The sequence below is a fragment of the Pseudomonas sp. Irchel 3E13 genome, from assembly GCF_900187455.1.
Classification (GTDB): Bacteria; Pseudomonadota; Gammaproteobacteria; order Pseudomonadales; family Pseudomonadaceae; genus Aquipseudomonas.
This window is the reverse complement of sequence record NZ_FYDX01000021.1, coordinates 59,479-81,190: the sequence shown is the minus strand read 5'-3', so window position 1 is coordinate 81,190 and position 21,712 is coordinate 59,479. Positions and strand designations below refer to the sequence as shown.

Sequence of the window (21,712 nt, the reverse complement as noted above, 5' to 3'; positions counted from 1 at the left end):
ATGTTCGATAGCGATCAATGGAGCCAACTGCTCGAAGGCTTTCTCGAAGAAGCCCGCGACCTGCTCAAGGAAGCCGAGGACAACCTGCTGCGTCTGGAACAGACCAGCGATGACGCCGAGGCGATCAACGCGCTGTTCCGCGCCGTGCACACCCTCAAGGGCTCGGCGGGGATTTTTTCACTTGATCCGCTGGTGTCGCTGGCCCACCAACTGGAAAACCAGCTGATGGGCGTGCGCGACGGCCAGCGCAGCCTCAACCCGGCGCTGGTTTCGCTGATGCTCGAGTGCATGGACGAGCTCAACGGCATGGTCGAAAGCATCGACCCGCACAGCGCCACCCTCGCCCCGCACACGCCGCGCCAGGCGCAACTGTTGCTGGCGCTCGGCGGTGTCGCGTCGGAAACCGGCGAAGCGATCGCTAGCCACACGGCCGAGGCTGCGGGCGAGATCAACGAGTGGTTCCTGTCGATCCGCTTCGACAACGAGCTGCTGCGCAACGGTTTCGAGCCAAGCAGCTTCCTGCGTTACCTGGACCGGCTGGGCAAGGTCACCTCACTGCAAACCCTCGCCTGGGCCGTGCCGGACCTCCACGCGCTGGACGCCGAAGCCTGCTACCTCGGCTTCGAACTGACCCTGATCAGCGCCGCAAGCCGCGAGGAACTGGAAGATGTCTTTGCCCTGGCCGCAGACTTCTGCACCTTGCGCCTGCAAGTCCAGGAGGACGCCGACAGCCCCGCAGCGGACCCTGTTGTCACCCCGACGCAAACGTTAGCGCCCGCCCCGCAAGCGCCGGAACCGACGGTTGCGCCGGCCGCCAGCAGCGAGCCGCGCAACGGCAACGGCAGCAGCCTGGTCAAGGTCGCCGCGCACAAGCTCGACGAGCTGATCAATCTGGTCGGCGAACTGGTCATCAGCACCGCCGGGGCGCAGATGCAATCGCTGCGCAGCGGCTCCACCGCCTGCATCGAGAGCGTCCAGGCGGTGCAACAGCACGTCGAGCAGATTCGCGAGCTGGCGCTGAAACTGCGCATGGTGGAAATCGGCGAGACCTTCAACCGCTTCCACCGCGTGGTCCGCGATGTCAGCCAGGCGCTGAACAAGAAGATCCAGCTCACCCTGTCCGGCAGCGAAACCGAACTGGACAAGACCCTCATCGACCGCATCGCCGACCCGCTGGTGCACTTGGTGCGCAACGCCATCGACCACGGCATCGAACCTTCCAGCGAGCGCCGCGCCGCCGGCAAGCCGGAACAGGGCAGCCTGCGCCTGAACGCCTTTCACGACTCGGGAATGATCGTGCTGGAAGTCAGCGATGACGGTCGCGGCCTGAACACCGAGCGCATCCGCGAGAAAGCCATCGCCCGCGGCATGCTCGACGCCGACGCGCAACTGAGCGATCAGGACATCCACCTGCTGATCTTCGAGCCGGGCTTTTCCACGGCCGATGCGGTGTCCAACCTGTCCGGTCGCGGGGTCGGCATGGACGTGGTGCGCAGCGCCATCGACGAGTTGCGCGGGATCATCGAGATCGAGTCGCAGCCCGGCCAGGGCTGCACCTTCCGTATCCGCCTGCCGCTGACGCTGGCGATCATCGACGGCTTTCTGGTCAGCGTCGGCGGCGACCACTTCGTCATCCCGCTGGACATGGTCACCGAGTGCATGGAGGAGCGTACCGACGCCCTCGATGCCAGCGGCCACCTCAACCTGCGGGGCAAGCCACTGCCCAGCGTCGATCTTGGCCGGCACTTCGGCTTGCGCGGTGATCCGCGCGTGCGCCGCAACATCGTCGTGGTCAGCCAGGGTCGCCAGCAGGCCGGGTTGATCGTCGAGCAGTTGCTGGGCGAATTGCAGACCGTGATCAAACCCCTGGGGCAGATGTTCCAGCACCTGTCCGGCATCAGCGGCTCGACCATCCTCGGCTCCGGCCAGGTCGCGCTGATCCTCGATATTCCCAGCCTGTTCCGCCACTTGCAGCAACGCGCCGAGAGCGAACCGCGCCTCGCCACGTCACCGAGCATGCTCAGCCCCTTTGGAGAGTCACCATGCAAATGATCAGCAACATGAAAATAGGTGTGCGCCTGACCCTGGGCTTTCTGCTGGTGGTCGCGCTGACGGCGATCATCGGCTTCATCGGCATCCGCAACCTGAGCCAGGTCAACGACCTGTCCGACCGCATGTACGACGTCGATGTGGTGGGCCTGACGACCTTGCAGGAGGCCAATATCCAGTTGCTCATGGCCAACCGCGCGGTGCGCCGCAGCCTGATGTCGGCCACGGTCGAAGAGCGTGACGAGGCGTCCCGCGTCGCCCGTGAAGCGATGGACAAGACCCGCGACCTGCTGACCCGTTCGCGGCAGTACTTCCTGACCCGCGAAGGCCAGATCCAGGTCGAGGCCATCGAAGCCCCACTGCAGAAATACATCGCGGCCGCCAATCAGGTGCTGACGGTCCACCAACAATCCGGCGCCCTGCAGCCGATGACCGAGACACTGGCGCTGATGCCGGGCAACACCGAAGCGGCCAACGAAGTCGATCGCCTGCTCGGCGACGCCAGCACCGCCAAGCAGGCGCGCGCCGGCGAAGCCAATGCGGCGATCAGCGAGATCGCCGAAAACTCGCGCACCCAGATGATCATCCTGGTGGCGGTCGCCACCCTGCTCGGCATGCTGGTCGGCGTGCTGGTCACCCGCAGCATCACCCGTCCGCTGCTCGGCGCGGTACAGGCTGCCGACCGCATGGCGGCCGGCGACCTCAGCCAGGACCTGCAGATCGACCGCAAGGATGAAACCGGCCGCCTGCTCGGCGCGATGCAGAACATGACCGAGCGTCTGCGTAGCATCCTCGGCGATGTGCGCAGCTCCGCCGACGCGCTGTCGTCGGCCTCCGAGCAGGTCAGTTCGACGTCCCAGTCCCTCAGCCAGGCGGCCAACGAACAGGCCGCCAGCGTCGAACAGACCAGCGCCTCGGTGGAAGAAATGTCCGCCTCCATCGCGCAGAACACCGAAAGCGCCAAGATCACCGACGGCATTGCCGGCAAGGCCGCCAATGACGCCGTGCAAGGCGGCGGCGCGGTGGGCGACACCGTGCTGGCGATGAAACAGATCGCGGACAAGATCGGCATCATCGACGACATCGCCTACCAGACCAACCTGCTCGCCCTCAACGCCGCCATCGAGGCCGCCCGCGCCGGCGATCACGGCAAGGGCTTCGCGGTGGTCGCCGCCGAGGTGCGCAAGCTCGCCGAGCGCAGCCAGGTGGCCGCGCAGGAAATCGGACAAGTGGCCTCCAGCAGCGTGCGACTGGCCGAACAGGCCGGGCAACTGCTGGGCGAAATCGTGCCGAATATCCAGCGCACCTCCGACCTGGTCCAGGAAATCACTGCCGCGTCGCAGGAGCAGAGCAGCGCCGCCGGGCAGATCAACATCGCTATGGGCCAGATGAACCAGATCACCCAGCAGAACGCCTCGGCCTCCGAGGAACTGGCAGCCACCGCCGAGGAAATGAACGCCCAGGCCAGCCAGTTGCAGGAACTGATCGGTTATTTCCGCTTCGAACAAGGCAGTGCACCGCTGCGCGCCACGCGGGCCGGCGACAGCCTGCCAGCACCGGTGCGCTCCGGCCCCAAGGCCCTGATCGATGAAGGCCAGTTCGTCAGCTTCACTTGAGCGAGGTGCCCATGAACCAGCCACAACGAATCGAAGCGCAAGCCGACGCCATCCAGCACCTGAGCTTTCGCGTGCGCGAGGCCGGCTACGCGCTGCCCATCGATCTGGTGCGGGAAATCATCGAGTACGCCGAAGTCACCCGCGTACCGATGATGCCGAGCTACATCCACGGCGTGATCAACCTGCGCGGCAACGTGGTGCCGGTGCTGGACCTGGCTGCGCGTTTCGGCCTGAGCCTGACCGAGCCCGGCAACCGCACCTGCATCGTGATCATCGAACTGGCGCTGGACGCCGGCCTGCAACGCATCGGCCTGGTGGTGGACGAGGTGGACGAAGTGCTGGAGATCGACCCGCGGCAGATCATGCCGCCACCGGCCTTCGGCACCGCGATCCGCTCGGACTTCATCGCCGGCATGGCGCAGCACGCCCAGGAGTTCCTGATCATCCTGAACATGCTGCAAGTGCTGTCGCTGGATGACATCCGTCACCTCAGCCAGGCATCGAAGGTCCACTGACATGTCCGCCATGCCTTCGCTGCCGGTACTCGGCGAGCAGAACTTCCGCCAGTTGCAGCAATTGATGCAGGACGCATCGGGCATCCACCTGTCCAGCAACAAACGCTCACTGGTGGCCGGGCGCCTGTTGAAGCGCCTGCGCCACTTCGACCTCGACAGCTACGACGACTACCTGAACCGCCTGACGCACCCGCAATACGCCAGAGAGCGGCGCCTGGTGGTCGATCTGCTGACCACCAACGAGACCTACTTCTTCCGCGAGTTCGCCCACTTCGAATTCCTCGGCCAGTGGCTCAAGGGGCGCGGTGGTCCGCTGCGCCTGTGGAGCGCCGCTTGCTCGTCGGGCGAGGAGCCTTACAGCCTGGCCATGACCGCCGCCGAACATACCCGCGGCAACGAGTGGTCGATCCTCGCCAGCGACCTCAGCCTGAGCATGCTCGGCCTCGCCGAACAGGGCATCTACGACATGGCCCAGGCGCGCTACTTTCCTGACGGCTGGCTGCACCGCCACTGCCTCTGCGGCGTGGAGGACATGGAGGGCCGCATGCGCGTGCAAGGGTGGCTGCGGGCCAAGGTGCAACTGCGCGAGATCAACGTGGTGCAGCCGCTGCCGGAATCGATCGGCCAGTTCGACGTGATCTTCCTGCGCAACCTGCTGATCTATTTCGACACCGCGCAGAAGCAGCGCATCGTTCGCAGCCTCAGCGACAAACTGCGCCCGGGTGGCCTGCTGTTCATCGGCCACGCCGAAAGCATCCACGGCTTCGACCTGCCGCTGCGTCCGGTCAGGCCTTCGGTGTTCGAACGCCTATGATCGAGCGTGATAGACCGATTCGTGTATTCATCGTCGATGACTCGGCGCTGGTCCGCCAGGTGCTCAGCCAGTTCCTCGGCAATCATCCCGGCATCCAGGTGATCGGCATGGCCGCCGACCCGATCTACGCGATCAACAAGATGCGCCGCGACTGGCCCGACGTGCTGGTGCTGGACGTGGAAATGCCGCGCATGGACGGCCTGACCTTCCTGCGCCAGATCATGGCCGAGCGACCGACGCCCACCATCATTTGCTCGACCCTCACCGAAGCCGGCACCGACCTCAACCTGGAGGCGCTGGCGGCGGGTGCGGTGGGCGTGTTCACCAAGGCGAAGCTGGGTTTGCGCCAGAGCCTGGAGAATCTTGCCGGCACCCTGGTGCGCTGCATCGAGGACGCGGCGAAGACCCGGCCGGTCGCCCGGCACACGCTGCCGCCGCTGGAAAAAAAAGACCTGCCGCCCAGCCCCGCGCTGCGCCAAACCACCGACCGAATCGTTACACTTGGCTGCTCGACCGGCGGCACCCAGGCACTGGAATTCCTCTTGCGGCAATTGCCGCGCGATTGTCCGGGCCTGGTGATCGTTCAACACATGCCGGAGAAGTTCACCGCCGATTTCGCGCGCCGCCTCAACGGGCTGTGCCAGATCGAAGTACGCGAGGCCAGGCACCTGGATCGCGTTCACTCCGGGCTGGCATTGCTGGCGCCCGGAGGTCTGCATATGCAGCTCAAGCGCAGCGGTGCGCACTACCTGGTCGAAGTGCTCGACGGCCCCGCCGTCAACCGGCACAAGCCCTCGGTCGATGTCCTGTTCCGTTCCGCCGCTCGCCATGCCGGCAGCAATGCCCTGGGCATCATCATGACCGGCATGGGTGACGATGGAGCCCGTGGCCTGCTGGCCATGCGCGAACAGGGTGCCCACACCGTGGCCCAGGACGAGGCCAGTTGCGTGGTGTTCGGCATGCCCAAGGAAGCCATTCGCCTCGGCGCGGCCCAGACCATCGAGCCGCTGGATCGCCTGCCGACGCTGATCAACCAGTTCAGCGCCAGCGTTCGCAATGGCTGAGCATTTCCAGATCAGACCACCCCCACAGCCGCCTTTTTCGCGCCGCCACTGAGCGGTGCACGACACGCAGGCATTCACCGCAAGGGAGCAACACAGCGCAGCGACGATTCGTTCCACATCAACGTCCAACCCTACGCGACACGGGCTCAAACCTATGCTTTGCCGTTTACTGATTGCCGACGACTCGCCCCTGTTCCGCGCAGGCCTGCGAGCGTTGCTCGAACAAAAACAAGAATACGCTGTGGTCGGAGAAGCAGGCGACGCGGTTACCACCCTCGAGCTGTCCGAACAGCTCAAGCCCGACATCATCCTGCTGGATATCGCCCTCGGCACGCTGACCGGCGAGGAGCTGCTGCGCGAGCTGTACCTGCGCGTGCCGGCCTGCACGGTGCTGATGTTGTCGTCGCGTTCGGAACTGGAATTCGTCATGCACTGCCTGCAACAGGGCGCCCACGGGTTCCTGCTGAAAAGCGCGACGGTGCAGGAGCTGGAGCTGGCTCTGCAGTCACTGCGTGGCGGCGGGCAGTACCTGTCCTCGGCGGTGCTACCGCTGGTGATCGGTCAGGCGGTAAAACAGAACCGCCGCCGCCCCCAGGTCAGCACGGCGATGCAGCTCACCGCGCGGCAACTGGAGATCCTGCGGCTGATCGCCCGTGGCGAATCGACCCGCTCCATCGCCGACGGCCTGGGCCTGAGCGTGAAGACCGTCGAAGCGCATCGTTCGCAAATCATGCACCGGCTGCAGATTCACGACGTGCCGGGGCTGGTGTTGTTTGCCGTACGTGAAGGGATTATCCGGCTCAACGACTGAGCCCGACGGCCTTTAGTTCAGCGAGAGCAGCGCCATCTTCAGAGTGTCGGGAAAGGTCGCAGGCGTGCCTGTGGCGCGCTCGATGAACACCTGCACCACCCGGCCAAGGGCATAGAGCTGCTTGCCGGCGTAGTCGAACAGGGCCACCTCGAACTCCACCGTGCTGCCGGCGATACGCTCGGCCCGGATGCCCACCTGCAACAGATCGGTGAAGCCCGCCGAGGCGTAGAAATCGCAGGAGGAACTCACCACGAATGCCACCACCTCGCCTTCCTGCGGATCGATTTCACCGTGGGTGACGAGGTACGACTGGATCACGGTGTCGAAAAAGCTGTAGACCGCGGCGCTGGCGATCTGACCATTGATGTCCGCGTCCTGCCAGCGGGTGGAGATGAATTCAGCGTGGGGGAAATGTTCAATCTGCAACGGATCGGACACGGGTGCTCTCCATGGAGTGAAGTGCCGATGCTGAAGGATTGTGTCGCTGATGGCCAATAGAAAAGGTTGTGTCCGGGGGACCTTGGGTTTGGGCTTGGGTGCTGGGGGCTTATCGGCCCCTGTGGGAGCTCCAGCCCCGCCACTCAGGCCAAAAAAAACCCGGCTCTCGCGAGCCGGGGCTTTTTTCAACCTGCGGTGGGCAGCAACTTACAGTTGCGGACCAGCAGCCTTGATCGCATCGGAAACTTCGAATTTCTTGAAGTTCTCGATGAACAGATTGGCCAAGCCTTTCGCCGCTTCGTCGTAGGCAGCCTGGTCAGCCCAGGTGGTACGCGGGTTCAGCAGCTCGGTATCAACGCCTGGAACCGACTTCGGTACGTCCAGGTTGATGATGCCCAGGTGCTCGGTTTCAGCGCCGATCAGAGCACCGCTCTGGATGGCCGCGATCACCGCACGGGTGGTCGGGATGCTGAAACGCTTGCCGACGCCGTAGCCACCACCAGTCCAACCGGTGTTGACCAGGTAGACCTTGGAGCCGAAGCCCTTGATGCGCTTGATCAGCAGCTCGGCGTATTCACCCGCCGGACGCGGGAAGAACGGTGCGCCGAAGCAGGTGGAGAAGGTCGACTTGATGCCGCCGCCCGAACCCATTTCGGTGGAACCGACCAGCGCGGTGTAGCCGGACAGGAAGTGATACGCCGCCTGCTCGTTGTTCAGGATCGACACGGGTGGCAGTACGCCGGTCAGGTCGCAGGTCAGGAAGATGACCGCATTAGGCTCGCCGCCCAGGTTCTGCTCGGAACGCTTCTCGACGTGCTCCAGCGGGTACGCGGCGCGGCTGTTCTGGGTCAGGCTGCCATCGGCGTAGTCAGCGTGCTTGGCGTCGTCCAGGACGACGTTCTCCAGGACTGCGCCGTGCTTGATGGCTTTCCAGATGACCGGCTCGTTCTTCTCGGACAAGTCGATGCACTTGGCGTAGCAGCCGCCTTCGATGTTGAAGACAACACCTTCGCCCCAACCGTGCTCGTCGTCACCGATCAGGTAACGGCTTTCGTCAGCCGACAGGGTGGTCTTGCCAGTGCCCGACAGACCGAAGAACAGGGTCACGTCGCCTTCTTCGCCGATGTTGGCGGCGCAGTGCATTGGCAGCACGTCAGCGGCCGGCAGCAGGAAGTTCTGCACCGAGAACATGGCTTTCTTCATCTCACCGGCATAGCGCATGCCAGCGATCAGGACTTTTTTCTGAGCGAAGTTGAGGATGACGCAACCATCGGAGTTGGTGCCGTCACGCTCTGGAACGCATTCGAAGTTGGCGACGTTCAGGACCTGCCACTCTTGCCGGCCGGCAGGGTTGTACTGGGCCGGGTTGATGAACAGGCAACGACCGAACAGGTTCTGCCAGGCAGTCTGGGTGGTCATCTTGACGGCGAGGTAGTGATCCTCGGCAGCGCCTACGTGAACGTGGGAAACGAAGTGCTCCTGGGCGTTGTTGAACGCCTCGACGCGAGCCCACAGGGCATCGAACTTGTCGGCGGGGAACTTGCGGTTGATCGGGCCCCAGGCGATTGCGTCCTGGGTGCTCGGCTCTTCGACGATGAAACGGTCAACTGGCGAACGACCAGTGCGGTGACCGGTTTTCACGACCAGCGCGCCAGTATCGGCCAGTTCGCCTTCACCGCGTTTCAGCGCTTCTTGTACCAGCTCGTCGACACTCAGATCGGTGTACACGGCGTTATTGGCTTGCGTCATGAGATTCCCCATCCGGCCTGCGGCCGAGTGCTCCAAACGATTTGTAGTAGATTCTTACAAGCTACTACAGCGAAAAAAGTGGCCGGATTATGCCAGAAACGCCCAAAAAAAGTAGAGCCCTCCTGTCAGAACTGCGCCTTCGGCGGATTCGACAGGAGATTTCCCTGAGCAGAAACGTTTCAGTGACGAGTATCTGACGGCGCGTCCACGCCACCGCCACCAAACAATTGCTCAACATCCGCAACATCGAAGCGATAGCGCTCGTTGCAGAACTGGCAATCGATCTCGATGTGACCGCCGTGCTCGACCACCAGCGCCCGCGCATCTTCCAGCCCGAGGCTGGTCAGTGCACTGCCGGAGCGCTCACGCGAGCAACTGCAACGGAAGCTCAGCGGCTGGACATCGAACAGGCGCACGGCGTCTTCGTGGTAGAGGCGATGCAAGAGGGTCTCGTTGTCCAGGCCCAGTTGCTCTTCGCGGCTCAAGGTGCCCGCCATCATGGTGACGTGCGCCCAGCTTTCGGCGCGGTCATCGGCGTCCGGCTGGCTCGCGACCGGCAGTTGCTGCAACAGCAGGCCGCCCGCGCGGTGACCATCGGCGCTGAGCCAGAAGCGCGTGCCGAGCTGCTCGGACTTGACGAAGTAATTGGTGAAGCACTCCGACAGATCGGCACCGTCCAGATCGACAATGCCCTGGTAACGCTGGCCACGACGCGGGTCGACGGTGAGCGCGAGCATGCCGTTGGGCATCAGGTCGTGCAGGCCGGCATCGTCGCTGATCGCGGCGCTGTCGTAGTGGGCGATGCCGCGCAGCTCACGCTCGCTGGAGCATTCGACCATCAGCAGCGAGACCGGGCCTTCGGAGCGCGCCTGGAGAATCAGCAGGCCGTCGAATTTCAGCGTGCCGACCAGCAGCGCCGCAGCGGCCATCAGTTCACCGAGCAGTTGCGCGACCGGCTGAGGGTAGGCGTGTTTGGCCAACACTTCGGCGTAGCTGTGCTCGAGCGAAACCAGTTCGCCGCGCACGTCGCGGTCGTCAAAGAGGAAGCGTTGGGTGAAATCGGTATCCGCAATATCGGGCATGGCTAAAGGCTTTCTTTGAAGAGGGAAAAGGACAAGGGGCCAGTTGGGCGCCGGTACCGCCACACCGCGCAGGCGTGATCGGTTTTGTCACGAAAGACCGTTAGTTTATGGCCATTTCGCTCCCCGATCCAAGGACCGGGGGTTCTGCCCATTACTCTGGTGCCATCGGCTACCCGCTGACCAGTCCCCGTGCGACGAATGGCCGCTCAGCCCACCGAATCGTGGAATTGATGAATCTGCCGGCGCTGCTTCTTGGTCGGTCGCCCATCGGTGGTGACACCCAAGGCACCGGCCTTGCGCAAATCGGCGGCCTTTTCGCGGCGGGCGATGCTTTCTTCGGTCTCGGCATACAGCGCCTGTGCTTCGGGCGCCCCACGGCGAACCACAGAGAGCGCCTTGACCACTATGGTGCGCTCGTCAAAGCCGGTGCGCAGCACGAATTCCTCACCGACACGTGGCTCCTTGCCAGGCTTGCAGCGTTCGCCGCGACAGTGCACCTTGCCGCCTTCGATCGCGGCCTTGGCCAGGGCGCGGGTTTTGTAGAAACGAGCGGCCCAGAGCCACTTGTCCAGACGAACCTTGTCGTCTTCCGGTTGTTGTGCCATTGCACTGCTCCGATTCATAGCGGTCATGGAACTGTACTACCGTAACTGGCGGATGCAAAAAGTCCGCAGCCTGCTTACAGTTCACCGACTTTTTCCGGGTTGTGCATCGTGAAGACATTTGATCATTTGAGCGTTATCGGTTTGCGCGAGTGGGTGGCCCTGCCAGACCTCGGCCTGGCCGGCCTGCGCGCCAAGATCGACACCGGCGCCAGCACCTCCAGCCTGCATGCCACCGAGGTCGAACCGTTCATGCGTGACGGCGAGCAATGGGTGCGTTTCAACGCTCATCTGGGTTCGGTCGTGCAGTTGCGCCACCGCCGCTGTGAAGCGCCACTGGTCACGTTGAAGACCATCAAGAGTTCCAACGGCCAGGCCCAGGTCCGCTACGTGATCCGCACGCCGCTGGCGCTCGGTGACCGGGTCTGGGAAGTCGAATTCACCCTGGCCTGTCGCAAGGCCATGCGTTACCGCCTGTTGCTCGGCTCCAAGGCACTGGTGCATGGCCAGTTGGTGGTCAACCCAGGCGTCAAATACGTTCAGGACAAGCCGGTGTTCCCGGCCACCATTACCCCTTCCACAGGTGTTGCATGAAGATCGCTGTGCTGTCGCGGAACCCGCGTCTGTATTCCACCCGTCGCCTGGTCGAGGCCGGTACGCAACGGGGCCATGAAATGGTTGTGGTCGATACCCTGCGCGCCTACATGAACATCGCCAGCCACAAGCCGCAGATCCACTATCGCGGCAAGCCGCTGGAAGGCTTCGACGCGGTGATCCCGCGCATCGGTGCCTCGGTAACGTTCTATGGCTGCGCCGTGCTGCGTCAGTTTGAAATGATGGGCGTGTTCCCGCTCAACGAATCCGTCGCCATCGCCCGCTCCCGGGACAAACTGCGCTCGCTGCAGTTGCTGTCGCGGCGCGGCATCGGCCTGCCGGTCACCGGCTTCGCCCACTCCCCGGACGACATCCCCGACCTGATCCAGATGGTCAATGGCGCCCCGCTGGTGATCAAGGTGCTCGAAGGCACCCAGGGCATCGGCGTGGTGCTGTGCGAAACCACCAAGGCCGCCGAGTCGGTGATCGAAGCGTTCATGGGCCTGAAGCAGAACATCATGGTCCAGGAATACATCAAGGAAGCCGGCGGCGCCGATATCCGCTGCTTCGTGGTCGGCGACAAGGTCATCGCCTCGATGAAGCGTCAGGCCAAGCCGGGCGAGTTCCGCTCCAACCTGCACCGCGGCGGCACCGCCAGCCTGATCAAGGTCACGCCCGAAGAGCGCATGACCGCGATCCGCGCCGCCAAGGTCATGGGCCTGAGCGTCGCCGGTGTGGATATCCTGCGCTCCAACCACGGCCCGCTGGTGATGGAGGTGAATTCCTCACCGGGCCTGGAAGGCATCGAGGTCACCACCGGCAAGGACGTTGCCGGGATGATCATCGAGCATCTGGAAAAGAACGGCGGGCCAAATCTGACCCGCACCAAAGGGAAAGGTTAAACAGCGTCCCGAGGCAGCAGAAGCCCCAGCGGCAACCGCACTCGGGCTTCGATGCCGCCGCCCGAACGGTTGCGCAATTCGACGTTGCCGCCGTGCTGGGCGGCGATCCGCTTGACGATCGCCAGGCCCAGGCCGGTGCCCTTGCCGCTACGGGCACGGTCACCGCGAATGAAAGGGTTGAAGATCGCTTCCAGCTCACCGGGATCGATCCCAGCGCCGCGGTCCAGCACGCTCAGCACGACGTAGGGCGCGCTGGTGTCACCGGAAACGTAGGCCGCCACTTCGACGCCCTGCCCTGCATGGTGCAGGGCGTTGCCGATCAGGTTGTTCAACAGACGCTTCATCGATACCCGGCGCAGCGGAAACGGCGGGATCGGCTCAAGGCACAGGCGCACCTGCTCCTCGGGCTGGTTGAACGGCGCGACCACCTCGCGGACCAGATCGCTCAGGTCCACCTCCTCCACCGGCTCGTCCCGACCGTCGCGAATGAAGGCGAGGAACTGGTCGAGGATCGCATCCATGTCTTCAATGTCGCGGACCATGTCGTCGGTCAGGTCGCTGTCGTTGGCCATCAGCGACAGCGACAGCCGTAGCCGGGTCAGCGGCGTGCGCAAGTCATGGGAAACCCCGGCGAGCATCAATTCACGCTCGCGCCCAGCCTGCTCGACGTCCTCGGCCATCTGGTTGAAGGCGCGATAGACCTCGGTCATCTCGCTGGGCGTATCGCTGACCGGCAAACGCACACTGCGGCCCTGGCCCAGTTGCCGCGCGGCGAACACCAGGCGCTTGAGCGGCTGGTTCAACTGACGCACGAAGATCCAGGCCGAGGCCGTGGAAAGCAGGCCGATGGCGAGAAACCAGCCAAGCACGTTCCAGATTTTCTGGCCGCGCAACGGATGTGGGTAAAGCGGGACTTTCAGCCAGTCGTCGCCCAGGCTCGGCGCCCTCACCCACAACGCCGGCGGCGAATGCACGCGCAACCGGACTTCGGTATCGGCGCCCAGCTCGGCCTGCATCTGGCGCTGGTAGATCTCGCTGTAAGGCCAGTGCTGCTCGCCCTCGGGTACGCCGTTGCCGGTCACCCGGATCAGCCCGGCGGCCTCGGCGACCTTTTCCCGGTCCGACTCGTCCGCCGCCCAGTAGGCACGCAGGGTCAGGGCGACGCCGTGGCTGTACTGGCGATCAACCAGCACATCCTCGTTCATCAGCAGATAGACCAGGGTGAGCGCCTTGGAGAACAGGACGACGATGAGCACCAGCCACAGGGTGCGGGCGAAAAAGCTTTGCGGGAACCACAGCGGGGTTTTCATGGACAACGGCTACACACTAGGCAGGCACGAGCGCGGCTCGCGGGCTTTACGGCTTTCGCTTCATGCAAAAGCAGGGCAACCCTGCGGTGGCCCTGCTGTTGATGACTCACTCCCTGAAACGAGGGGTCACTTGCCGGCATTACCATCCGGCACGAACACATAACCGACGCCCCAGACTGTCTGGATGTAACGCGGCTTGGAAGGATCCGGCTCGATCATCCGGCGCAGGCGCGAGATCTGCACGTCGATGGAACGCTCCAGCGCATCCCATTCACGACCACGGGCCAGGTTCATCAGTTTATCGCGGGTCAGCGGCTCGCGAGCGTGCATGACCAGCGCCTTGAGCACCGCGAATTCGCCGGTGGTGAGCATATGTACTTCTTCACCCCGCTTGAGTTCGCGGGTGGCCAGCGACAGCTCGTAGTCGCCGAACGTGACGGTTTCATCCTCGCTGCCCGGAGCACCCGGTACCGAAGGCGTCTGCCGACGCAACACCGCCTTGACCCGCGCAACCAGCTCGTCGGGGTTGAATGGCTTGGCCAGGTAATCGTCGGCGCCCAGCTCCAGGCCCTTGATCCGGCTCAGCTCGTCGCCCTTGGCGGTGAGCATGATGATCGGGACCTGATTGTTCGCCGCGCGCAGCCGGCGGCAGGCTGAAAGGCCATCTTCGCCGGGAAGCATCAGGTCGAGGACGACCAGGTTGAAGACTTCACGCGCCAGCAGGCGGTCCATCTGCTCGACGTTCGGTACAGCCCTCGCGCGGTAGCCTTTGCTGGTGAAGAATCGCTCCAGCAGGCTGCTCAGGCCAGGGTCATCGTCGACGATGAGGATTTTTTCGCCTTCGGCTGTTTGTGCAGTGCTGCTCATGGGTCGCTCCTTTAATCTCGGCGCGCATTATGGCTTAGCCGCCATTTGACAGTGCCGTGTGCATTGTTAGCAGATTTTTCCCCATGTGCCAGTAGAACGGTCCTGCAAGCTGGCCAGCGGCTATCACCGCAAGCCCGGTGCGCTGGGTATAATGCGCCGCTTTTCACCGAGAGCCGCCTTGCTCCGGCGCCCCTGCGGCGCGGGCTCCGCGGCCCAAGCATTCACAATTTGTCAGGTGGTTTTATGGACAGCATCAACAGCCGCATCGCCGAAGAACTCGGCGTCCGCCCGCAACAGGTCGAGGCGGCCGTGGCTCTACTTGATGAAGGCTCCACGGTGCCTTTTATCGCCCGTTACCGCAAAGAAGTGACCGGCAGCCTGGATGACACCCAACTGCGCAACCTCGAAGAGCGCCTGCGCTACCTGCGCGAACTCGACGATCGCCGCGCCAGCATCCTGGCCAGCATCGAGGAACAGGGCAAGCTGACCCCCGAACTGGCCCGCGAAATCAAGCTGGCCGACACCAAGACCCGCCTCGAAGACCTCTATCTCCCGTACAAGCAGAAGCGCCGCACCAAGGGCCAGATCGCCCTGGAAGCCGGCCTCGGCGAACTGGCTGACGGTCTGCTGAACGACCCGCAACTGTCCCCGGAAACCGAAGCCGCGCGCTTCGTCGATGCCGAAAAGGGCGTCGCCGACGTCAAGGCCGCGCTGGAAGGCGCCAAGTACATCCTCATGGAGCGCTTCGCCGAAGACGCCACCCTGCTGGAAAAACTGCGTACCTTCCTCACCCAGGAAGCCACCCTCAGTGCCCGCCTGGTGGCCGGCAAGCAAGAGGAAGGCGCCAAGTTCCGCGACTATTTCGAACACGACGAACAGCTCAAGAGCGTACCGTCGCACCGTGCCCTGGCGATTTTCCGCGGGCGCAACGAAGGCGTGCTGTCCGCTGCGCTGAAGGTCGGCGAAGAACTGCCGGGCACCCTGCACCCGTGCGAATTGATGATCGCCGAGCGTTTCGGCCTCGTTAACCAGGGCCGCCCAGCCGACAAGTGGTTGGCCGAAGTGGTGCGCTGGACCTGGAAGGTCAAGCTCTACAGCCACCTGGAAACCGACCTGTTCGGCGAGCTGCGTGACAACGCCGAAGGCGAGGCAATCAACGTCTTCGCCCGCAACCTGCACGACCTGCTGCTCGCCGCGCCGGCCGGCCCGCGCGCGACCCTGGGCTTCGACCCGGGCCTGCGTACCGGCTGCAAGGTGGCCGTGGTCGACTCCACCGGCAAGCTGCTGGACTACACCACGGTGTACCCGCACGCGCCGAAAAACGACTGGGACCGCACCATCGCCGTGATTGCCGCGCTGTGCGCCAAGCACTCGGTGGAACTGATCGCCATCGGCAACGGCACTGCCAGCCGTGAAAGCGACAAGCTGATCGCCGAACTGGTCAAGAAGTACCCTGCCCTCAAGATCACCAAGATCATGGTTTCCGAGGCCGGCGCCTCGGTGTACTCGGCGTCCGAGCTGGCCGCCCGTGAATTCCCCGACCTGGACGTAACGATCCGTGGCGCGGTGTCCATCGCCCGCCGTCTGCAGGATCCGCTGGCAGAGCTGGTGAAGATCGATCCGAAGTCCATCGGTGTCGGCCAGTACCAGCACGACGTTTCGCAATTGAAACTGGCCCGTGGCCTGGACGCGGTAGTCGAGGACTGCGTGAACGCCGTTGGCGTCGACGTCAACACCGCCTCGGTGGCGCTGCTGGCGCGCATCTCCGGCCTAAACGCGACCCTGGCGCAGAACATCGTCAGCCACCGTGACGCCAACGGCGCCTTCAAGACCCGCGCAGCGCTGAAGAAAGTCAGCCGCCTGGGCGAGAAAACCTTCGAACAGGCCGCCGGCTTCCTGCGCGTGATGAACGGCGACAACCCGCTGGACGCCTCCGCAGTTCACCCGGAAGCCTACCCACTGGTGCAGCGCATCGCCGCCGAGACCGACCGTGATATCCGCTCGCTGGTTGGCGACAGCGGTTTCCTCAAGCGCCTGGACCCGAAGAAATACACCGACGAAACCTTCGGTCTGCCCACCGTCACCGACATCCTCCAGGAACTGGACAAGCCGGGCCGCGACCCGCGTCCGGAGTTCAAGACCGCCGAGTTCCAGGAAGGCGTCGAAGACCTCAAGGACCTGGAACCGGGGATGATCCTCGAAGGCGTGGTTACCAACGTCACCAACTTCGGTGCATTCGTCGATATCGGCGTGCACCAGGACGGCCTGGTGCACATCTCGGCGCTGTCGGAGAAGTTCATCAAGGACCCGCGTGAAGCGGTCAAGGCCGGCGACGTGGTCAAGGTCAAGGTCATGGAAGTGGACATCCCGCGCAAACGCGTCGGCCTGTCGATGCGCATGAGCGACACCCCGGGCGAGAAAGTCGATGGTGCCCGTGGCAGCCGTCCAGGTTCCGCGCCGCGCCAGCAAGGTGCGCCGGCACGGGTCAAGGAAACCCCGCCGCCTGCCAATAACGCCATGGCCTCGCTGTTCGCCAACGCCAAGCAGTTGAAGAAGAAGTAAATGGACGCGCCTGAAGATATCGTTCAGAGCGCCTTCAGCCAGTTGCTGGGCTGCCGCCTGCAACGCCTTGAAGAAGGCGTCGCAGAGGTGGCCCTCGCGCTGGAGCCGCATTTGCGCAATCGCGGCGGCTTCCTGCATGGCGGCGCGATCTTCAGCCTGGTCGACATCGCCATGGGGCTGGCCTGCTCCAGCAGCCATGGCTTTGATCGGCGCAGCGTGACGCTGGAATGCAAGATCAACTACGTGCGGGCTGTCAGCGAGGGCGAGGTGCTGTGCATCGCCCGGGTGTTGCACGCCGGGCGGCGCACGCTGGTGCTCGACGCCGACGTCTTCCAGGGCGACAAACTGGTGGCGAAGGCACAAGGAACCTTCGCCGCGCTGTAAAAACTTTGCCCGCCATCACGCGGGCGCTTTTCCTACAGATCTAGCCGAAAACTCCCAATTTGCGGTACTTTCGGCAGTGCGCGGGCGCTGCCGACTCCCTGCGAAAACCAGGCGACAACGCCAGTTCCTCTGTCCACCCTTGTAGACCGTCACCTCCACCCCCATATTGCGGCGACTGACGTGTGAAGGAATCCATCTTGAGCGAACTTCTCAACCGCCGCCTGAGCCTGCTCGGCCAGGGCGACAACCTCTCTCTGCTCAAGCAGTGCCTGCACGGCATCGAGCGTGAATGCCTGCGCGTGACAGAGGACGGTCGTCTGGCCCAGACGCCGCACCCCGAGGCCCTGGGTGCCGCCCTGACCCACGAACAGATCACCACCGATTATTCCGAGTCGCTGCTGGAGTTCATCACGCCAGCGCTGGCCGATCCCGCGAAGACCCTCGAAAGCCTGGAAAACATCCATCGCTTCGCCTACAGCAAGCTCGGCAGCGAGTACCTGTGGAGTCCGTCGATGCCGTGCCCGTTGCCGGCCGAGGAAGACATCCCGATCGCCTGGTACGGCACCTCCAACATCGGTCAGCTCAAGTACGTCTACCGCAAGGGCCTGGCCCTGCGCTACGGCCGCACCATGCAGTGCATCGCCGGTATCCATTACAACTTCTCGCTGCCGGAAAAACTCTGGCCGCTGCTGCGTGAAGCCGAAGGCCGCGACGGCGACGACCGCGAGTTCCAGTCGTCGGCCTACATCGCCCTTATCCGCAATTTCCGTCGCTATAGCTGGCTGCTGATGTACCTGTTCGGTGCGTCGCCAGCGCTGGACGCGGGTTTCCTGCGCGGTCGCCCGCATCAACTGGAAGCCCTCGACGCCGACACCCTGTACCTGCCGTGGGCCACCAGCCTGCGCATGAGCGACCTCGGTTACCAGAGCAACGCCCAGGCCGGCCTGACCCCTTGCTACAACGATCTGAGCAGCTACACCGACAGCCTGCGCCGTGCCGTGGCCACGCCGTATCCGCCGTATGTCGAGATCGGCACGCACCAGGATGGTGAGTGGGTGCAGCTCAACACCAACATCCTGCAGATCGAAAACGAGTACTACTCCAACATCCGCCCCAAGCGCGTGACCTACACCGGCGAGCGGCCGATCCAGGCATTGGTGTCCCGCGGCATCCAGTACATCGAAGTACGCTGCCTGGACATCAACCCGTTCCTGCCGACCGGCGTCGAACTGCCGCAGGCGCGTTTCCTCGATGCATTCCTGCTGTTCTGCGCGCTGGAAGAAAGCCCGCTGCTGGGAAATGGCGAGTGCGGCCAGTGCACCGACAACTTCCTCAATGTGGTCAAGCAGGGCCGCCGCCCTGGCCTGGAACTGCAACGCGACGGCCAGCCGGTGACGCTGAAGGCGTGGGCCAGCGAGTTGCTGGAACGCATCGCGCCGTTGGCCGAATTGCTTGATCGTGCCCATGGCGGCGACGAGCACGCCCGTGCCCTGCAAATACAGGCCGCCAAGGTCGACGATCCGTCGCTGACGCCGTCGGCGCAGGTGCTGGCGAGCATGACCGAACATCAGGAAAGCTTCGCCCGCTTCTCCCTGCGCCAGAGCCAGCTCCACGCCGAGTTCCTGCGCAGCGAGCCGCTGCCGGCGGACGAGCAAGCGCGTTTCGAAGCGCTGGCGCGCAAGTCGCTGGAAGAGCAGGCCGAGCTGGAGAAACAGGAAGTCGGTGACTTCGACCTGTTCGTCGGCGCCTACCAGGCCAGCATCCTGGCGATCAGCAACTGATATGAGTCGCGGTACCACACCTCGCAAACCCCGCGCCCGCAGCCAGGCGCGGATCGACTCGATCCTCGACGCGGCCCGCACCCTGCTGGCCAGCGAAGGTGTGGCCAGCCTGTCGATCTACAGCGTGGCGGAGCGGGCGCAGATCCCGCCTTCGTCCGTTTATCACTTCTTCGCCAGCGTCCCGGCGCTGCTCGAAGCCCTCACCGCGGACGTGCACAGCGCCTTCCGCGCCTGCCTGCAAGCGCCCATCGATCCGCAGACCCTGCACAGTTGGCGGGACCTCTCGCGGCTGGTGGAAATGCGCATGCTGGAGATCTACCACGAGGACGCCGCGGCGCGGCAGTTGATCCTGGCCCAGCATGGTTTGAGCGAAGTGACCCAGGCGGATCGTCAGCACGATATCGAGCTGGGCGATCTGATGCACAAGCTGTTCGAGCAGCATTTCCGTTTACCGGAACTGCCGCGTGACGTGGACGTGTTCGCCCTGGCGATGGAACTGGGGGATCGGGTGTATGCCCGGTCGATGCAGTTGCACGGGCAAATCACGCCGCGGATGGCGGAGGAAGGGATGCGGGTGTTCGAGGCGTACCTGGGGCTTTATCTGCCGCCGTTTTTGCCCAAGCGTTAGGCAATCGCGAGCAAGCTCGCTCCTACAGGGGATCGGTGTTCCCAGTCTCTGTAGGAGCGAGCTTGCTCGCGATATGCCACACAAATCACAGCTTGGCGATGGAAACCTCGGTGGATTTCACGAAGGCAATCACTTCGCTGCCAATGGTCAGTTCCAGTTCTTTTACCGAACGGGTGGTGATCACCGAAGTGACGATGCCCGAGGCGGTCTGTACGTCGATTTCCGACAGGACCGGACCTTCCAGGATTTCTTTAACGGTGCCCTTGAACTGGTTACGCACGTTGATCGCTTTGATAGTCATCTGCTTGCTTCCTTTGTAGGTTCTGAGGTCAATGAGCCCAGCGCAGTTGCGTAGGCAAGGGTGCTACGGGTTCGGGCTCGGGCGGGATGCCCGGGACCGAAAGAACACGGTTCAATACTTCGGTTTCCAGCGCGGCCAGGCGGTGCGATCCACGCACCCGCGGCCGTGGCAGGTCCACGTGCAGGTCGAGGCCGATTTCACCGTCCTCGATCAGGATCACCCGGTCGGCGACCGCGACGGCTTCGGCGACGTCGTGGGTCACCAGCAGCACGGTGAAGCCATGCTTGCGCCAGAGGTCTTCGATCAGTTGCTGCATTTCGATCCGGGTCAGGGCATCCAGCGCCCCCAGCGGTTCGTCCAGCAGCAGCAGGCGTGGCTGGTGGATCAGGGCGCGGGCCAGGGCCACACGCTGTTTCTGTCCACCGGACAATGCCGCCGGCCATTCATTGGCGCGGTCGGCCAGGCCGACCGCCTCGAGTGCCTTGCGTGCCTGTTCCTGCCAGTTGCCTTGCAGGCCCAGGCCAACGTTGTCGATCACCCGTTTCCAGGGCAGCAGGCGCGCTTCCTGGAACATCAGGCGGGTGTCTTCGCGGGCCTCGGCGAGCGGCGCGCTGCCGGCCAGCAGTTGCCCGGCGGAAGGCTGGTCGAGGCCGGCGAGCAGGCGCAGCAAGGTACTTTTGCCGCAGCCGCTGCGACCGACGATGGCGACGAATTGTCCGGCCGGAATGTGCAGGTCGATGTCACGCAGCACCTTGCGCTGGCCGAAAGTCTTCTCGACGTTGCGCACGGCCAGCGGAATACCGCGCAGCAGCCGTGGCGGTTGCTCCTTGAGAATGGTCATGCGCCGTCTCCCTTGCTCGGTTGATAGGCCGGGTGCCAGCGCAACCAGACGCGCTCCAGGCCACGGGCAGCGAGGTCGGCGAGCTTGCCGAGCACCGCGTAGAGAACGATGGCCAGGACCACCACATCGGTTTGCAGGAATTCACGGGCATTCATCGCCAGGTAGCCGATGCCGGCGTTGGCCGAGATGGTTTCGGCCACGATCAGGGTCAGCCACATGAAGCCCAAGGCGAAGCGCACACCGACCAGAATCGACGGCAGCGCACCCGGCAGGATCACCTGACGGAACAGGGAGAAACCGCTGAGGCCGTAGCTGCGGGCCATTTCCACCAGCGCCGGATCGACGTTGCGAATGCCGTGGTAAGTGTTCAGGTAGATCGGGAACAGCGTGCCGAGGGCCACCAGGAAAATCTTCGCCGACTCATCGATGCCGAACCACAGGATCACCAGCGGGATCAGCGCCAGGTGCGGCACGTTGCGGATCATCTGCACCGAGCTGTCGAGCAGGCGCTCGCCCCAACGGGACAGGCCGGTGATGAAGCCCAGCGCCAGGCCGATGCTGCCGCCGATGACGAAGCCCAGGCCGGCACGCCAGCCGCTGATCGCCAGGTGGGTCCAGATCTCGCCGCTGCGCACCAGTTCGACACCGGCGGTGATTACCGCGCTCGGTGCCGGCAGGATGCGCGTCGACAGCCAACCGGCGCTGACCGCTAGTTGCCAGATCGCCAGCAGCGCGATCGGCAAGGCCCACGGGGCCAGGCGCTGCGTCCACGGGGTTGAGGAAGAACGACTCATGCTGCGCT

General features: G+C 64.0%; 20 protein-coding genes and 2 pseudogenes. 13 read left to right on the top strand and 9 right to left on the bottom strand.

The window, feature by feature from the left end:
- The 7 genes and pseudogenes from CKW37_RS28720 (at position 1) to CKW37_RS28695 (ending at position 6,869) form a co-directional block, all read left to right on the top strand.
- On the top strand, positions 1-2,052 hold the full coding sequence (locus tag CKW37_RS28720; RefSeq protein WP_095159485.1) for a chemotaxis protein CheA: 2,052 nt from the start codon (positions 1-3) through the stop codon (positions 2,050-2,052).
- Positions 2,043-2,582: pseudogene (locus CKW37_RS33870) on the top strand (MCP four helix bundle domain-containing protein); the annotation flags it as partial. The gene CKW37_RS28720 and the pseudogene CKW37_RS33870, both read left to right, overlap by 10 nt.
- A 12-nt stretch (positions 2,583-2,594) precedes the next feature.
- Positions 2,595-3,531: pseudogene (locus tag CKW37_RS33865) on the top strand (methyl-accepting chemotaxis protein); the annotation flags it as partial.
- Positions 3,532-3,676: 145 nt separating this feature from the next.
- Positions 3,677-4,180, top strand: a complete 504-nt coding sequence (locus CKW37_RS28710) for a chemotaxis protein CheW (RefSeq protein WP_095159483.1) — start codon at positions 3,677-3,679, stop codon at positions 4,178-4,180.
- A 1-nt stretch (position 4,181) separates the two neighbouring features.
- Complete coding sequence (locus CKW37_RS28705) at positions 4,182-4,994, top strand: protein-glutamate O-methyltransferase CheR (RefSeq protein ID WP_095159482.1); 813 nt, start codon at positions 4,182-4,184, stop codon at positions 4,992-4,994.
- Positions 4,991-6,058, top strand: a complete 1,068-nt coding sequence (locus CKW37_RS28700) for a chemotaxis response regulator protein-glutamate methylesterase (protein WP_095159481.1) — start codon at positions 4,991-4,993, stop codon at positions 6,056-6,058. The genes CKW37_RS28705 and CKW37_RS28700 overlap by 4 nt, the downstream gene beginning before the upstream one ends.
- A 154-nt stretch (positions 6,059-6,212) precedes the next feature.
- On the top strand, positions 6,213-6,869 hold the full coding sequence (locus CKW37_RS28695) for a response regulator transcription factor (RefSeq protein WP_095159480.1): 657 nt from the start codon (positions 6,213-6,215) through the stop codon (positions 6,867-6,869).
- A 12-nt stretch (positions 6,870-6,881) separates the two neighbouring features.
- Here CKW37_RS28695 and CKW37_RS28690 read toward each other — a convergent pair whose 3' ends face one another.
- From CKW37_RS28690 to CKW37_RS28675, 4 genes are all read right to left on the bottom strand, one after another.
- A complete protein-coding gene (locus CKW37_RS28690) occupies positions 6,882-7,307 on the bottom strand; it encodes a thioesterase family protein (protein WP_095159479.1) in 426 nt (141 codons plus the stop codon).
- 207 nt (positions 7,308-7,514) lie between these two features.
- Positions 7,515-9,056: a phosphoenolpyruvate carboxykinase gene (locus CKW37_RS28685; RefSeq protein ID WP_095159478.1), complete on the bottom strand. Its 1,542-nt coding sequence runs from the start codon at positions 9,054-9,056 to the stop codon at positions 7,515-7,517.
- A gap of 179 nt (positions 9,057-9,235) precedes the next feature.
- A complete protein-coding gene (gene hslO / locus CKW37_RS28680) occupies positions 9,236-10,138 on the bottom strand; it encodes an Hsp33 family molecular chaperone HslO (protein WP_095159477.1) in 903 nt (300 codons plus the stop codon).
- A 206-nt stretch (positions 10,139-10,344) separates the two neighbouring features.
- Positions 10,345-10,743: an RNA-binding S4 domain-containing protein gene (locus CKW37_RS28675; protein WP_095159476.1), complete on the bottom strand. Its 399-nt coding sequence runs from the start codon at positions 10,741-10,743 to the stop codon at positions 10,345-10,347.
- Positions 10,744-10,851: 108 nt separating this feature from the next.
- On the opposite strand from CKW37_RS28675, the gene CKW37_RS28670 reads away from it, so the two are divergent.
- Entirely contained in the window at positions 10,852-11,334 is a 483-nt protein-coding gene (locus CKW37_RS28670) for an ATP-dependent zinc protease (protein ID WP_095159524.1), read from the top strand.
- Positions 11,331-12,236 (top strand): 30S ribosomal protein S6--L-glutamate ligase, encoded by a 906-nt coding sequence (gene rimK / locus CKW37_RS28665; RefSeq protein WP_095159475.1) that lies wholly within the window; start codon positions 11,331-11,333, stop codon positions 12,234-12,236. Before CKW37_RS28670 ends, rimK begins: the two co-directional genes overlap by 4 nt.
- Here rimK and CKW37_RS28660 read toward each other — a convergent pair.
- Together CKW37_RS28660 and ompR are read right to left on the bottom strand one after the other, a co-directional pair.
- Positions 12,233-13,546, bottom strand: coding sequence for an ATP-binding protein (locus CKW37_RS28660; protein ID WP_095159474.1), 1,314 nt, complete (start codon positions 13,544-13,546; stop codon positions 12,233-12,235). The two genes, rimK and CKW37_RS28660, sit on opposite strands and share 4 nt — an antisense overlap.
- Positions 13,547-13,672: 126 nt before the next feature.
- Positions 13,673-14,413 (bottom strand): two-component system response regulator OmpR, encoded by a 741-nt coding sequence (gene ompR, locus CKW37_RS28655; protein ID WP_095159473.1) that lies wholly within the window; start codon positions 14,411-14,413, stop codon positions 13,673-13,675.
- Positions 14,414-14,656: 243 nt separating this feature from the next.
- On the opposite strand from ompR, the gene CKW37_RS28650 reads away from it, so the two are divergent.
- From CKW37_RS28650 to CKW37_RS28635, 4 genes are all read left to right on the top strand, one after another.
- The gene (locus CKW37_RS28650; protein ID WP_095159472.1) at positions 14,657-16,975 is read left to right on the top strand and encodes a Tex family protein; all 2,319 of its coding nucleotides are present in this window, start codon (positions 14,657-14,659) and stop codon (positions 16,973-16,975) included.
- A complete protein-coding gene (locus CKW37_RS28645; RefSeq protein ID WP_075805926.1) occupies positions 16,976-17,359 on the top strand; it encodes a PaaI family thioesterase in 384 nt (127 codons plus the stop codon).
- Positions 17,360-17,556: 197 nt separating this feature from the next.
- Positions 17,557-19,140, top strand: a complete 1,584-nt coding sequence (gene gshA / locus CKW37_RS28640) for a glutamate--cysteine ligase (RefSeq protein ID WP_095159471.1) — start codon at positions 17,557-17,559, stop codon at positions 19,138-19,140.
- A gap of 1 nt (position 19,141) precedes the next feature.
- Positions 19,142-19,768 carry a TetR/AcrR family transcriptional regulator gene (locus tag CKW37_RS28635; protein WP_095159470.1) on the top strand — a complete coding sequence of 209 codons (627 nt, stop codon included), beginning with the start codon at positions 19,142-19,144 and terminating at the stop codon, positions 19,766-19,768.
- 85 nt (positions 19,769-19,853) lie between these two features.
- On the opposite strand, the gene CKW37_RS28630 is transcribed toward CKW37_RS28635, so the two are convergent.
- The 3 genes from CKW37_RS28630 to ssuC are packed head-to-tail and all read right to left on the bottom strand — an operon-like array spanning position 19,854 to position 21,704.
- On the bottom strand, positions 19,854-20,069 hold the full coding sequence (locus CKW37_RS28630) for a molybdopterin-binding protein (RefSeq protein ID WP_009400132.1): 216 nt from the start codon (positions 20,067-20,069) through the stop codon (positions 19,854-19,856).
- A gap of 28 nt (positions 20,070-20,097) precedes the next feature.
- On the bottom strand, positions 20,098-20,910 hold the full coding sequence (gene ssuB, locus CKW37_RS28625) for an aliphatic sulfonates ABC transporter ATP-binding protein (RefSeq protein ID WP_177454491.1): 813 nt from the start codon (positions 20,908-20,910) through the stop codon (positions 20,098-20,100).
- Complete coding sequence (gene ssuC / locus CKW37_RS28620; protein WP_095159469.1) at positions 20,907-21,704, bottom strand: aliphatic sulfonate ABC transporter permease SsuC; 798 nt, start codon at positions 21,702-21,704, stop codon at positions 20,907-20,909. Before ssuC ends, ssuB begins: the two co-directional genes overlap by 4 nt.
- Positions 21,705-21,712: the final 8 nt, after the last annotated feature.

Bases quoted from the DNA above. Each gene is read 5' to 3' on its own strand.
- ssuC (WP_095159469.1), bottom strand. From the start codon at position 21,704: ATGAGTCGTTCTTCCTCAACCCCGTGGACGCAGCGCCTGGCCCCGTGG.
- CKW37_RS28695 (WP_095159480.1), top strand. From the start codon at position 6,213: ATGCTTTGCCGTTTACTGATTGCCGACGACTCGCCCCTGTTCCGCGCA.
- rimK (WP_095159475.1), top strand. From the start codon at position 11,331: ATGAAGATCGCTGTGCTGTCGCGGAACCCGCGTCTGTATTCCACCCGT.
- CKW37_RS28710 (WP_095159483.1), top strand. From the start codon at position 3,677: ATGAACCAGCCACAACGAATCGAAGCGCAAGCCGACGCCATCCAGCAC.
- ssuB (WP_177454491.1), bottom strand. From the start codon at position 20,910: ATGACCATTCTCAAGGAGCAACCGCCACGGCTGCTGCGCGGTATTCCG.
- CKW37_RS28720 (WP_095159485.1), top strand. From the start codon at position 1: ATGTTCGATAGCGATCAATGGAGCCAACTGCTCGAAGGCTTTCTCGAA.
- CKW37_RS28650 (WP_095159472.1), top strand. From the start codon at position 14,657: ATGGACAGCATCAACAGCCGCATCGCCGAAGAACTCGGCGTCCGCCCG.
- CKW37_RS28645 (WP_075805926.1), top strand. From the start codon at position 16,976: ATGGACGCGCCTGAAGATATCGTTCAGAGCGCCTTCAGCCAGTTGCTG.
- CKW37_RS28660 (WP_095159474.1), bottom strand. From the start codon at position 13,546: ATGAAAACCCCGCTGTGGTTCCCGCAAAGCTTTTTCGCCCGCACCCTG.
- CKW37_RS28675 (WP_095159476.1), bottom strand. From the start codon at position 10,743: ATGGCACAACAACCGGAAGACGACAAGGTTCGTCTGGACAAGTGGCTC.
- CKW37_RS28685 (WP_095159478.1), bottom strand. From the start codon at position 9,056: ATGACGCAAGCCAATAACGCCGTGTACACCGATCTGAGTGTCGACGAG.
- CKW37_RS28635 (WP_095159470.1), top strand. From the start codon at position 19,142: ATGAGTCGCGGTACCACACCTCGCAAACCCCGCGCCCGCAGCCAGGCG.
- CKW37_RS28705 (WP_095159482.1), top strand. From the start codon at position 4,182: ATGTCCGCCATGCCTTCGCTGCCGGTACTCGGCGAGCAGAACTTCCGC.
- CKW37_RS28630 (WP_009400132.1), bottom strand. From the start codon at position 20,069: ATGACTATCAAAGCGATCAACGTGCGTAACCAGTTCAAGGGCACCGTT.
- ompR (WP_095159473.1), bottom strand. From the start codon at position 14,413: ATGAGCAGCACTGCACAAACAGCCGAAGGCGAAAAAATCCTCATCGTC.
- hslO (WP_095159477.1), bottom strand. From the start codon at position 10,138: ATGCCCGATATTGCGGATACCGATTTCACCCAACGCTTCCTCTTTGAC.
- CKW37_RS28700 (WP_095159481.1), top strand. From the start codon at position 4,991: ATGATCGAGCGTGATAGACCGATTCGTGTATTCATCGTCGATGACTCG.